The following is a 12421-nucleotide window of genomic DNA, read 5'->3' on the forward strand; positions in this document are numbered from 1 at the left end:
GCCGGGGGTGCTACTGCTGGCGCAGCTGCTCGCCGATGGAGGGGTCCTCGGCCCACTTCCGGTAGGGGATGCGCCGGATCTCCCGGATCTCGCCGAGCGCCGTCCACTCGTTGCCGCCCAGGCGCGCCAGCGGCCGCAGCCGCTCGATGCGCGGCCGGCCGTCCTCGACGGCGGCCTCGGACACGCTGACCAGCTCGACCCGGCCGAACACCACGGTGCTGTCGCCCAGCCGCACCGTCGAGTGCAGCGTGCACTCGATCGACACCGGTGACTCCGCGACCCGGGGGACGCCGACCCGCTCGGCCGGCTCCAGGACGACGCCGCACTCCTCGGCCTCGCTGACGCCGTGCGGGAAGTCGGTGCCGGTGGCGTTGACCTGCTCGAAGAGCGACTCGGGGGTGAGGCTCACGGTGAACTCGCCGGTGGCCTCCACGTTGTCCAGGGTGTCCTTGCGGCCGACCGAGGTGAACTGCACGACCGGCGGCGACACGCAGGCCACGGTGTAGAAGGAGTGCGGCGCCAGGTTCACCACGCCCTGCGCGGAGCGGGTGGCCACCCAGGCGATCGGGCGGGGCACCACGACGGAGTTGAGCACCCGGTAGAAGGCGCCGCCGTCCATGGCCGCCGGGTCGAAGTGCACGCGCGCGCTGGGGCTGCTCACCGGGCCATCGTCTCCCGGAACGCCGGCACCCCGCCGACCGGGCGGCCGCGCCAGGACAGCGTGCCCCGCCGCCGCCCGGCCACCGACCCGGCCAGCAGGACGTCGAACAGCAGCACCGACAGCGGGTGCGCCAGCGAGTCCGGCCACACCCGGCTGCCGGTCGCCGCGGCCGACACCGCCCGCCCGGCGACCCCGGCCGCGTAGCCGGCCAGCCCCGCCCGGGACCCGCGCAGCGCGGCCACGGCCGGCAGCACCCAGACGGCGGTCAGCCCGGCGGCCACCGCGACGCTCGCGGCCGGCGACCCGCCGACCGAGGCCCACAGCGACTTGGCGTAGCCGGCCCGCAGCGCCGGCCAGCCGTCGTACATCCGGCAGGCGGCCAGCCGCGACCCGTCCACCGGCACCGCCCGGCCGCCGGCGCGCTTCACCGCCCGCGCCAGCGCGACGTCCTCGATCACCTCGCCGCGCACCGCGGCGTGCCCGCCGGCCCGCGCGTACGCCGAGCGCCGCAGCACGAGGAACTGGCCGTTGGCCGCGGTCAGCGACGGCCGCGCCGACCGCTCGGCCAGCCGCACCGGCAGCGTGGTCACCCACAGCCACGGGCCCAGCGGCTGCACCAGCCGCTCGGCCGCGGTGGCGGTCACCGGCCGCGGCCAGGGGGAGACCAGGTCCAGGCCGTGCGCGTCCAGCACGGCGACCGCGCCGACGACCGCGTCGGGGAACAGCCGGACGTCGGCGTCCAGGAACACCAGCACCCCGTCCTCGCCCGGGTCGCCCGCCTCGGCGCCGGTCGCGCAGGCGTGCGGCTTGCCCAGCCACCCGGCGGGCGGCTCGGCGGCACGGACCAGCCGCACCCGCGGGTCGGCGACCGCGCGCACCACGTCGGCCGTGCCGTCGGTCGAGCCGTCGTCCACCACGACGACCCGCAGGTCGGGCACGCCCTGCTGGGCCAGCACCGCGGCCAGGCAGCCGCCGGCCTGCGCCTCCTCGTCGCGCACCGGCAGCACGACGGTGACCGCCCGGCGCACCGGCGCCGGGCCCGCCGGGGGACGGCGCAGCAGCGCCACGTTCACCGCCGCGTGCAGCGCACCGGCCACCGCCACGCCGGACAGCCCGCGCAGCAGCCGCCCCCTCACGACCTGCGGGCCTGCACGGCCAGGGCGGCCAGCACCGGGACGGCGAGCAGCACGCCCCACGCCGCCGACCCGGGCAGCCCCAGCCACGCGGCGTGGGCGAGCGCGCCGCCGAGGGTCATCCAGCCGAGGACCAGCAGCGGGGCGCCGTCGCCGGTGCGCGGGACCGCCCCGGCGGCGAGCAGGTCCAGCAGCGTCATGAGCACGGCGCCGGCCAGCAGCCAGCCGGCCAGGTTGGTCAGCGGCACCGTGTCGATGCCCGGCAGCGACGGCTGCGGGTGCGCCCACGTCCAGTAGCCGGCCTGCACCATCTGCGGGTCGAGGACGACGTCCCACCCGGCGAACACCGCGGCGGCCACCGCGACCCGGGCCGGCCGCTGCCGGGCGGGCCGGGCGCCGGCGGTGAGCCGGCGGGCCAGCAGCCAGCTGGGCCAGGCCATCATCAGCCAGGCCAGCGGCACGAGGAACGGGACGCCGAGCAGCGTGGGCCCGAGGTCGTCGCTGTAGGAGTACTGCCCGTAGGGGAAGCCGGTGGCCAGCCCGACGGACTCGAAGACCACCGCGGTGGCCGCGGTGGCCAGCAGCACGCCGGCCCCGGCGCGGGCTCCCCGGCTGACCGCGGCGTGCGCCACCGACACCGCCGAGCCGAGCAGCACGATGGCCCAGCTGACCGCGTCGCGGGCCGGGCCGGGGTCCAGCAGCGGGTAGGCGATCGCGGTGAGCACGAGCAGCACCGCCGGCACCCACGGCGCGGCGGCCGGCCGGCGGACCGCCCGCGCCTCGAGCAGACCGCTCACCGGCGCACCCGGGCCAGCCCGCGGGCCAGCGTCTCCCGGGCACGGGCGGGCAGCCCCCGGTCGGCGAGCACGGTGCGCGCCGCCGTCCGCCCGGAGTTGCCCGACACCCCGCCGCCGGGGTGGGTGGAGGCGCCGGCCAGGTACAGCCCGGCCAGGCCGGGCACCCGCATGCCGGACAGCGCCGGCGTCGGCCGGAAGCCGAACATGCTGGCCAGGCCCATCTCCACGTGCATGACGTTGCCCCGCAGCAGGGCCAGCTCCCGCTCCAGCAGCAGTGGGGTCTGCACGTACGTGCGCAGCACCGAGGCGGCGAACCCGGGCGCGAACCGGTCGACGGCGGCGACCAGCCGGTCGGCCTCGCGCTGGGCGAGCGCGTCCCAGTCCCCGCCGTCGGCCAGCGCGTACGGGTACCACTGACCCCAGACGGTCACCACGTGCTGCCCGGGCGGGGCGAGCGTGTCGTCGGTGGCGGAGAAGCACATCGCCAGCGGCACCGGCTCGCGCGGCAGCCGCCCGCCCAGCCAGTCGCCGTGCGCGGCGGCCAGCACCGCCCGGTCGGTGCACAGCAGCTGCAGGCCGCCGAGTGCCAGCGCGGGGTCCACGCCGGGGTAGGCCGGCGGGGCGTCGGTGAGGGCGCGGACGACGAGGCCGAAGCCGTTGCCCACCGGGGGCGCGGCGTCGGCCAGCGCCGGCGGCGCGTGCTCCCCGGCGAGGTCGCGGGTGGCCAGCACGTGGCAGGCGGCGACGACCACGGGGGCCTCGACCCGCCGTCCGGACACCGCCTGCACGCCGGTCACCCGGCCGCCGTCGACCAGCAGCCGGGCCGCGCCGTCCCCCAGGGTGACCCGGCCGCCGTCGGCCTCCAGCCGGCGGCGCAGCGCCTCGGTGAGCCCGCCGGAGCCGCCCACCGGGTGGCCCGGGGGGGTCTCGTGCAGCAGGGTGACCCAGGCGACCATCGCCGCGGTGCCGGGCTCGGACATCGGCGGGCCGGACTGCGCGCCGAACCAGGCCAGCGCCGCCTTGAGCCGCTCGCTGGTGAACCAGCGGTCCAGCAGCGCGTCGCCGGAGCCGAGGAAGTCGACGGCGATGTCGCCGCCGGGGGTGCGCGGCCGGCCGTCGACCGGCGCGCCGATCGGCCAGAAGGAGCGGGCCAGCCCGCCCACCGTGGGACGGCGGCCGAAGGAGTCGACGACCGCCCGGCTGCGCGGGCCCCACACCGCGACGAACTCCCGGTAGGCCGCGGCGTCGGCCTGCCCGCAGGCGGCCGCGATCGAGGCGCAGGTGGCGTCCAGGTCGACGGAGAAGACCAGCGGCCGCCCGTCCGGGCCGGCGTCGCCGGGGGAGGGGGCGGGCGCGAAGCCCCACGGGTCGCAGTCGACGTAGCGCAGGCCGTGGGCGGCGAGGTCGAGCTCCTCGACGATGCCGCTCGACCGGACGATGACGTGCGCGCTGGACCCCCGGTCGACGCGGACGCCGGGCCAGCGCTCCACGGTGGAGACCGCGCCGCCGAGCACCTCGTCGCGTTCCACGACCTCCACCCGCAGCCCGGCGCGGGCCAGGTAGCAGGCGGCGACCAGCCCGTTGTGCCCGGCGCCGACGACGACGGCGTCGGCGGTGGCGTCCGGCGCCGTCACCGGGGGGACGGCGCCGGCGTCGGCAGCGGCAGGCGGGCGCCGAGGATGGCGAACGGGCGCGAGTCGCCGGGGAAGCGGTGGTTGCGGGCGAGGTCGACGAAGCCGTCGGCGTGGTAGAGCCGGAAGGCCTTGGTGTCGTTGTCCGGGGTGGACAGCAGCGCCGTCGGGTGCGGCAGGTCGGCCACCAGGGCGTGCAGCAGCCGGCGGCCCAGCCCCCGGCTCTGGTGGTCGGGGTGCACGTGCAGCTCGCACACCTCGAAGGCGCCGGGCAGCCAGCGCTTGGCCGTCCGCCGGTCCAGGGCCGCGCGCACCTGGTCGTGCCACCACTGGCCGGGGGCGATCACGTAGCCGTAGCCGAACCCGACGAGGACCTCGCCGTCGCGGGTCTGCGTGAAGGCGCCGACCGCGCGGAAGCCGGGGCGCTCGGTGTGCTGGACGGCGTAGCCGTAGCGGCCGGCGACCACCGAGGGGCTGTAGCCCATCGCCTCGCCGTAGATGGCCAGCGCCTCGTGCATGTGGTCGCGCAGCCACCCGGCGGGCAGCTCGGCGATCCGCGCGGCCGGCGTCGTCCCCGTCATCGGGCCTCCAGCGTCTCGGACCGGACCACAGCCTGGTCCGACTCGGCGCCGTCCCCGACCTCGGCCGCGGTGCCGGCGGTCAGCCGCAGCAGCTCGTCGTACGTGGTGGGGAACACCGCGTGCGGGTGGCCGGCGGCGGCCCACACCCGGTCGTACCGGGCCAGCTCGACGTCGACCAGCGTGCCGATCGGCGCGGGGTGCCCCACGGGAGCCACCCCGCCGATCGGCTGGCCGGTGTGCCGGCGCACGAAGTCGGCGGACGCCCGGCGCACCTCGCGGACGCCGAGCAGCGCGGTGACCCGGCCGACGTCGACCCGGTGGGCGCCGCTGGTGAGGACCAGCAGCGGCGCGCCGTCGACGTCGAACACCAGGCTGTTGGCGATGGCCCCGCGCGGCACGCCGAGCCCCTGGGCCGCCTCGGCGGCGGTGCGGGCGCTGCCGGGGAGCTCGCGCACCCGCCCCGCGGCGCCGGCCTCGGCCAGGAGCGCGGAGATGGCGGCGACCCGGGGGTGCTGCGGGGCGTCCACGACGGCATCCTCCCACTCCGTGCGGCACTCGGCCGCCCCCGCCCGGGCGGCACCCCCTGGTACCGCGGCGGCGGGGCGGGGACCCTACGGCGGGCGGGCGGTACACCGGCGGGCGGAGGTGCGGTGCAGCTGCGTGAGCCGGAGTACCTGGTCGCGCTCGCCGACGAGGGCTCTTCCACCCGGGCCGCGGCCCGCTGCTGGGTGTCCCAGCAGGCGCTGTCCCGGTCGGTCGCCGCGCTGGAGCGCCGGCTCGGCGCCCTGCTGGTCGTGCGGCGGGCCCGCGGCTGCTCGATGACCCCGGCCGGGAGCCGGCATGGCCGCCTGGGTGCTGGAGAAGTCCCACCGCTGGACCGACGGCGACCTGGAGCAGGTCTACGCGCTCGACGACCTGCTGACCGACCTCACCGTCCACTGGGTGACCGGCACGATCGGCTCGTCCATCCGGCTGTACGCCGAGACCGCGCGCAGCACGAGCGCCGCCCGGGCCGACATGTTCCCCACCCCGCGGGAGTGGGTCGAGCGCTCGTACGCGGTGACCTCCTGGACCGAGCTGCCCGGCGGCGGGCACTTCCTGGAGTGGGAGGTGCCCGAGCTGGTCGTGGCGGACGTGCGCACCTTCTTCCGCGGCCTGCGGGAGGCGGCGCGACCGGCGGGGGAGGCCCTCGCGAGCCGCTGACCCGCGGGAACTGTCAGTGTCCGTCGCTGCGGTGCGGGCATGTGGGACGGAGGGGTGCCGCGGCCGCCGGAGGAGGGCGTGCCGGTCCCCGTCCTGCCGTCGGAGGTGGTCTTGCCCGAGTGCGGTGAGCTGGAGCTGGTCTGCGACATCTGGTCGGCCGACGCGCACGTGGCCCGCGAGCACGCCCGCCAGGCGGCGGTGGTCGCGGAGCTGGCACGCCGCCGCTCGGTCGAGCGCGACACCGCCTTCGGAGCCCGGGGCGGGCCGGGGCCGGACGCGCGGGCGGTGCGCCCGGCGGCGCTGGCCGACGTGTCCGACGACTTCGTCTCCGAGCTCGCGCTCATCCGGCACTGCTCGGAGGCGGAGGCATCGCGGCTGGCGGCCGAGTCGCTGCTCACCACCAAGCTCGCCGCCACCTGGTCGGAGCTGTACGCGGGCCGGCTGACCGTGCGTGAGGCCCGGGTCCTGCTCGACCTGCTCGGCGACGCCGACGACGCCGTCGCGGCCGCGGTGCAGGCGCGGGTGCTGCCTGGTGCCGGGCAGTGCCCGCCGGGCCGGCTCGGCGACCGGGTCCGCTACCACCTGTACCGGCTGGACGCCGAGGCCAGGGACCGTCGCCGCAGGGAGGCCGAGCGCCGGGCCGACGTGCACGTGGAGCGCACCGCCGACGACCTCGGCCGGCTGGTCGTCGAGGGCCCGTTGCCCACCGTGCACGCCGCCCGCGACGCGATCGACCAGTACGCGCGGTGGATGCGCGCCGACGGCGACGAGCGCCCCCTGGGGGTGCTGCGCTCCGCGGCGGCCCTGGATCTCGTCCTGCGGCCCTGGGACACCCGCCGCCCACTGGTGACCGCGCAGCTGCACGTCCACGCCGCACTGCCCGCACTGCGCCGCGACGCGCCCGCGGGCGCGCCCCCGGCGCAGCTGGCCGGGCAGTGGATCTCCGCTGCCCAGTGCCGCGAGCTGCTGGCCTCGCTGGACGTGCTCGACCTCGGGTCGGTTCCGGCAGGTGGGTCGGTCCGCGTCGCCATCGACGACCCGGCCGGCGGGGCGACCGTCGCCGTGGCCACCCGGGCCGAACTCCGCCGCGCCGCCGGCCGTGGCCGCCGCATCCGCCGCCGGGGTCGGCCGGGTGCCGGCGTCCGCTCCGCCCCCGGGTCGGAGGCCGACCGGTCCGACGAGGGACCAGGCCTGCGGCCCCCGCCGCCGACCCGCGGCTACCGGCCCACGGCAGCGCAGCGCCGCCTGGTGGAGGTCCGGGACCGGCACTGCCGCATGCCCGGCTGCCGGCGGCGCCCCGGCCGTTGCGACGTCGACCACGGTCGGCCGTTCGCCGCCGGCGGGCCCACCGCCTGCTGGAACCTCTGCTGCCTCTGCCGGCGCCACCACCGGATCAAGACCTTCGCCCGGGGCTGGTCGTTCACCCTGCTGCCCGACGGCCGGTTGGTCGTCCGCACGCCGTCGGGGGTCTCCCGGTCCACCAGCCCGCCCGGCTGGTGCCACGACCCGGAACCCGACCCGTCCTGGCTCGACGACCTCGCCCCACCCGACCCGCTGCGCACGTGACGCCACCGCCGCAGGGGGAGCGGTGGCGGTCCGCGTCCGAGGTGACCCGGGCGGCGTCCGTCGGCCGATCGGGCCCGGCGTCCGTGCAGGTGGGCAGCGGCGACCCGGGGCCCGGCGTCGGCGTCCCGTTCTGTCGTGGGTCCGCTTGACGATGTCGGCGGCGTCGGGTGTACTCGACGTCGTTCGAACACGTGTTCGAGAGACGTCGGCCTCCTGCCGCACCCGGGTCCTTCCCCACCCGGTACGGCGGGCCGGGGCCGGTGGGGCGGCGCGGAGCGGTGGGGAGTCTGTGATGAGCCGGGTGCTGAGCGGGGTCGGCGAACGGGTCGGCGAGGAGGTGCAGGTCGAGCGCGGCCCGCTGGGGCCGGCGCAGTTCTGGCGCGGGCAGTCGCGCTACGTCGTCGGGGAGCTGCTCGACTCCTGGGTGGAGACCGCCCCCTGGTGGCGGCACGGTGCCACGGGGGCCGGCGCGTCCGCCGAGCTGGTCGCCACCCGCGAGGTGTGGCGGGTCGAGGCGGTCCGGGCCGGCCGGTCGCGGATGAGCTTCGCCGGCGTCTACGACCTCAGCTGGGAGTCCGCCGACAACCGCTGGTCGCTCGTGCGGGTGCACGACTGATGGGAGCCGTCCGCGTCATGGCCGACCAGCTGCCCCTGCCCCCGCCGCTGCCCCAGTCCGCCCGCCAGCTGCTCGACCAGGCCTCCCGGGCGCTGGCCGAGGCGGCGGCCAGCGCCGACGCCCGGCAGCGCTACGCCACTGCCCACCTCGGCGCGCTGCGGGCCGCCGCCGCGGTGCTGGCCGCCCGCACCCGGCCGGAGTCCGGCCGGCGCCGCCCGCGCAGCGCGTGGGTGCTGCTCGGCCAGGTCGCTCCCGAGCTGGGGGAGTGGGCCACCTTCTTCGCCGCCGGTGCGGCCAAGCGGGCCGCCGCCGAGGCAGGGCTGTCCCGGGCGGTCACCGACCGCGAGGCCGACGACCTGGTCCGCGACGTGCGGGCGTTCCTCGCCGTCGTGGAGGCCACCCTGGGCAGCACCCCGCCGCCGGAGTCGCCCCGGCACGCCCGTCCCCGGGTGGTCGGCGGCTCCGGTCACCGGAACGGGCGGTGACCGACCCCTTCGTCCACCTCCACGTCGCCTCGGGCTACTCCATGCAGTACGGGGCCAACCACCCGGCCGACCTGGTCCAGCGGGCGGCCGAGCACGGCATGCGGGCGCTCGCGCTCACCGACCGCGACGGGCTCTACGGCGCGGTCAAGTTCGCCCTCGCCTGCCGGGCGGCCGACGTGCGGCCGCTGTTCGGGGTGGACCTCGCGGTGACGTCCTCGGTGGACACGACCGTCCCGCCGCCGCTGGCCCCGGCCGTCGGCGGCGCGCACTCGGCACAGCGGGCGCAGGCCCGCCGGCCGGGCCCGCCGGACGACGACGGGCCCGGTCCGGCCGGCACCGGGCGCCGGTCGCCGGCCCGCGGCGGGGCCGCCGTGGAACCGCGGCGGCCGCGGGTCACCTTCCTCGCCCGGGACGGCGCCGGCTGGCGGTCGCTGTGCCGGCTGACCAGCGCCACGCACCTGCGCGGCACCCGCGGGGAGCCGGTGGGCTCGCTGGCGTTGGCCGCCGAGCACGCCACCGGGCTGGTGGCCCTGCTTGGCCCGGACTCCCCGGTCGGCCGGGCGCTGGCCGCCGGCCGGGCCGACCTGGCCTCCGCCCGGCTGTCGGCCTGGCGGGCGGTGTTCGGGCCCGGCGCGCTGGTGCTCGAGGTCGTGCACCACCGCGGCCGGGGCGACCGCTCCCGGGCGCAGGCGCTGCTGCGCTTCGCCGCGGCCGAGGGCGTGCCGGTGGTGCTCACCAACGCCGTCCGCTACGTCGACGCCCTGGACGCGCCCACCGCCGACGTCCTGGACGCCGCCCGCCGGCTGGTGCCGCTGGACACCCGGCACGTCGACCGGCGCACCGCCGAGGGCCACCTGAAGTCGGGTAAGGAGATGGCCGAGGTCGCCGCGGACCTCGCCGGCCCCGACCGCGACGCCGCGCTGCGGCTGCTGGAGCGCACCGCCCGGCTGGCCGAGCAGTGCGCCGTCGACGTCCGGGGCGACCTGGGCATCGGCACCGTCCGCTACCCGGAGCTGGACGTGGTGACCACCCCGGCCGAGCGGGGCCTGGGCCCCTCGGCGGTGCTGCTCGCCCGCTGCGAGGCCGGCCTGGGCCGGCGCGGCATGGCCGGCACGGCGGAGGTGACCCGCCGGCTGGACGAGGAGCTGGCCGTGATCGACGCCCTCGGCTACCCCTCCTACTTCCTCACCGTCGCCGACGTCGTCGACCTCATCAAGGGCCTCGGGGTCCGGGCCGCGGCGCGGGGGTCCGGCGCCGGCAGCCTGGTCACCTACCTGCTGGGCATCTCCGACGTCGACCCGATCCGCTACGGCCTGCTGATGGAGCGCTTCCTCTCCCCGCTGCGCCACCAGTTGCCCGACGTCGACATCGACGTGGAGTCCGCCCGCCGGATGGAGGTCTACGACGCGGTGATCGGCCGCTTCGGCGCCCACCGGGTCAGCTGCATCTCGATGATGGACACCTACCGGGTGCGGCACGCCATCCGCGACGTCGGCGCCGCGCTCGGCCTGCCGCCGGCCGAGGTGGACGCGGTCGCCAAGGCCTTCCCGCACATCCGGGCCAACCAGGTGCACGCCGCGCTCCGGGACCTCCCCGAGCTGCGGGCCGGCCGGCTGGGCTCGCGGCGCGTCGGCGGCACCGGCGAGCTGGACCTGCTGTTCGACCTCGTCGCCCGGCTCGACGGGCTGCCCCGGCACATCGCCCTGCACCCGTGCGGCGTGCTGCTGTCGGACGCCACGCTGCTCGACCGCACCCCGGTGGAGAACAGCTACCTGGGCTACCCGATGAGCCAGTTCGACAAGGACGACGTCGAGGAGCTCGGGCTGCTCAAGCTGGACCTGCTGGGCATCCGGATGCAGTCGGCGATCGCGCACGCCCTCGACGAGGTGGCCCGGGTCGACGGCGAGGTCGTCGACGTGGACGCCGTCCCGCGCGACGACCCGACGACCTTCGAGCTGATCCGCAGCACCCGGACCCTCGGCATGTTCCAGATCGAGTCGCCGGGGCAGCGCGAGCTGGTCGGCAAGTTCGGCCCGGAGACGTTCGAGGACGTCATCATCGACATCTCGCTGTTCCGGCCCGGGCCGGTGAAGAGCGACATGGTCACCCCGTTCCTGCTGGCCCGGAACGGCTGGCGGGACCCGGTCTACCCGCACCCCGACCTCGCCCCGTTCCTCGAGCAGACCGCCGGCGTCGTCGTCTTCCACGAGCAGGTGCTGCAGATCGTCGCGCAGATGACCGGTTGCGACCTGGCCCAGGCCGACGAGGCGCGCCGCGCGCTGGGCGACCGGGAGCTGCACGCCGAGGTGCGCGCCTGGTTCATGCCCCTGGCGGTGGCGCGCTACCCGGCCGAGGTCGTGGAGCAGGTGTGGCAGGTGCTGGTCGCCTTCGGCTCCTTCGGCTTCTGCAAGGCCCACGCCGCCGCGTTCGCCCTGCCCACCTACCAGTCCGCCTGGCTCAAGGCCCACCACCCGGCGGCCTTCCTCGCCGGGGTGCTCACCCACGACCCGGGCATGTACCCCAAGCGGCTCATCCTCGACGACGCCCGCAACTTCGGCGTCCGCGTGCTCGGCCTGGACGTCAACGCCTCGACCGGCACCTACCGGGTGGAACGGGTCGACCCCGGGGACGACGGCAGGACGTGGACCCGGCCGGCGTGGATGCCGCCGGCGGTGCCCGACCCGTCCCGCTACGGCATCCGGCTGTCCCTGACCGACGTGAAGGGCATCTCGGCCGACGAGGTCGAGCGGGTCGTGGCCGGGCAGCCCTACCGCTCGCTCGCCGACTTCTGGCAGCGCGCCTCGGTGTCCCGCCCGGTGGTCGAGCGGCTGGTGCTGGCCGGCGGGTTCGACTCCCTCTACGGCTTCGGGGTCCGCGACCGCGAGGCCGGCCGGCCCACCCGCGGCCGCCGGCAGGTCACCCGCCGCGACCTGCTGCTGCAGATCGGCGAGCTGGACCGGTGGAGCCGCAGCGGCGCACGGGTCGCCACGACCGGGCAGCTCAGCCTGGACCTGCTGGGGCTGGAGCTGCCGGAGGAGGACACCGGCCCGGCGTGGGCGGCCGGCAGCGGGCTGCCGGAGTTCACCGACGCCGAGCTGGTCCGCGCCGAGCTGGAGGTGCTCGGCCTGGACGCCAGCCGGCACGTCGTCGACTTCTACCGGCCGTTCCTCGCCGCGCTCGGCGCGGTGCCGGCGGGGGAGCTGCTCGGCAGCCGCAGCGGCGCGGAGGTGCTGCTCGCCGGGGTCAAGGTGGCCACCCAGACCCCGCCGATCCGCTCCGGCCGCCGGGTGGTGTTCGTGACCCTCGACGACGGGACCGGCTGCACCGACTCGACCTTCTTCGAGGACGCGCAGGGCCCCTACGCCGCCACCGTCTTCCACTCGTGGCTGCTGGTCATCCGCGGGGTGCTGCGGCGCACCGGCCCGCGCGGGGTGTCCATCCGCGCCACCGGGGCCTGGGAGCTGCCGGCGCTGCACGAGGCCTGGGAGACCGGCGGGCCGGACGCGGTGGCCGCCCACATGGCCGCCGCGGGGGAGTGCACCGAGGAGTCGATCGCCGGGGCGGCGGCCTCCCGCGGGCCGCGGCCGGTCGTCGTCCGGCCGGTGCTGGTGCACCCCACCGGGTTCCGGATGTCGCCCTACGCCGACATCAAGCCCGCGGGGGAGGACGCCGCGACCGCCGCCCGCCGGGCCGCCGCGGCGCCGCGCAAGCTGTGGCACTCCAGCCCGGGCAGCTCCGGCCACTGAGA

11 protein-coding genes and 1 pseudogene are annotated in these 12421 nt (G+C 77.7%); 6 read left to right on the forward strand and 6 right to left on the reverse strand.

Annotation, left to right across the window (positions count from 1 at the left end):
* Positions 1-10: 10 nt before the first annotated feature.
* From CHB98_RS10240 to CHB98_RS10265, 6 genes are read right to left on the reverse strand one after another with little or no spacing between them, the layout of a single operon-like run.
* Positions 11-661 carry a flavin reductase family protein gene (locus CHB98_RS10240; protein ID WP_245821056.1) on the reverse strand — a complete coding sequence of 217 codons (651 nt, stop codon included), beginning with the start codon at positions 659-661 and terminating at the stop codon, positions 11-13.
* A complete protein-coding gene (locus CHB98_RS10245; protein WP_089305494.1) occupies positions 658-1797 on the reverse strand; it encodes a glycosyltransferase family 2 protein in 1140 nt (379 codons plus the stop codon). Before CHB98_RS10245 ends, CHB98_RS10240 begins: the two co-directional genes overlap by 4 nt.
* A complete protein-coding gene (locus tag CHB98_RS10250; RefSeq protein ID WP_089305495.1) occupies positions 1794-2591 on the reverse strand; it encodes a carotenoid biosynthesis protein in 798 nt (265 codons plus the stop codon). Before CHB98_RS10250 ends, CHB98_RS10245 begins: the two co-directional genes overlap by 4 nt.
* Complete coding sequence (locus tag CHB98_RS10255) at positions 2588-4225, reverse strand: phytoene desaturase family protein (protein WP_089305496.1); 1638 nt, start codon at positions 4223-4225, stop codon at positions 2588-2590. The genes CHB98_RS10250 and CHB98_RS10255 overlap by 4 nt, the downstream gene beginning before the upstream one ends.
* Positions 4222-4803: a GNAT family N-acetyltransferase gene (locus CHB98_RS10260; protein WP_089305497.1), complete on the reverse strand. Its 582-nt coding sequence runs from the start codon at positions 4801-4803 to the stop codon at positions 4222-4224. Before CHB98_RS10260 ends, CHB98_RS10255 begins: the two co-directional genes overlap by 4 nt.
* The gene (locus CHB98_RS10265) at positions 4800-5330 is read right to left on the reverse strand and encodes a YbaK/EbsC family protein (protein ID WP_089305498.1); all 531 of its coding nucleotides are present in this window, start codon (positions 5328-5330) and stop codon (positions 4800-4802) included. The genes CHB98_RS10260 and CHB98_RS10265 overlap by 4 nt, the downstream gene beginning before the upstream one ends.
* A 123-nt stretch (positions 5331-5453) precedes the next feature.
* On the opposite strand from CHB98_RS10265, the pseudogene CHB98_RS23030 reads away from it, so the two are divergent.
* The 6 genes and pseudogenes from CHB98_RS23030 to CHB98_RS10295 all read left to right on the forward strand — a co-directional run.
* A pseudogene (locus CHB98_RS23030) lies at positions 5454-5624 on the forward strand (LysR family transcriptional regulator); the annotation flags it as partial.
* Between the two features lie 19 nt (positions 5625-5643).
* Positions 5644-6006, forward strand: a complete 363-nt coding sequence (locus tag CHB98_RS22330; protein WP_089305499.1) for a hypothetical protein — start codon at positions 5644-5646, stop codon at positions 6004-6006.
* Between the two features lie 78 nt (positions 6007-6084).
* Positions 6085-7572, forward strand: coding sequence for an HNH endonuclease signature motif containing protein (locus CHB98_RS10280; RefSeq protein WP_089305500.1), 1488 nt, complete (start codon positions 6085-6087; stop codon positions 7570-7572).
* A 292-nt stretch (positions 7573-7864) separates the two neighbouring features.
* Entirely contained in the window at positions 7865-8188 is a 324-nt protein-coding gene (locus CHB98_RS10285; protein ID WP_089305501.1) for a DUF6504 family protein, read from the forward strand.
* Positions 8188-8673 carry an SAV_6107 family HEPN domain-containing protein gene (locus CHB98_RS10290; protein ID WP_089305502.1) on the forward strand — a complete coding sequence of 162 codons (486 nt, stop codon included), beginning with the start codon at positions 8188-8190 and terminating at the stop codon, positions 8671-8673. The genes CHB98_RS10285 and CHB98_RS10290 overlap by 1 nt, the downstream gene beginning before the upstream one ends.
* Positions 8670-12419 carry a DNA polymerase III subunit alpha gene (locus tag CHB98_RS10295; RefSeq protein WP_089305503.1) on the forward strand — a complete coding sequence of 1250 codons (3750 nt, stop codon included), beginning with the start codon at positions 8670-8672 and terminating at the stop codon, positions 12417-12419. The genes CHB98_RS10290 and CHB98_RS10295 overlap by 4 nt, the downstream gene beginning before the upstream one ends.
* Positions 12420-12421 lie beyond the last annotated feature (2 nt).

The organism is Geodermatophilus pulveris (assembly GCF_900188375.1).
GTDB classification, from domain to species: Bacteria; Actinomycetota; Actinomycetes; order Mycobacteriales; family Geodermatophilaceae; genus Geodermatophilus; species Geodermatophilus pulveris.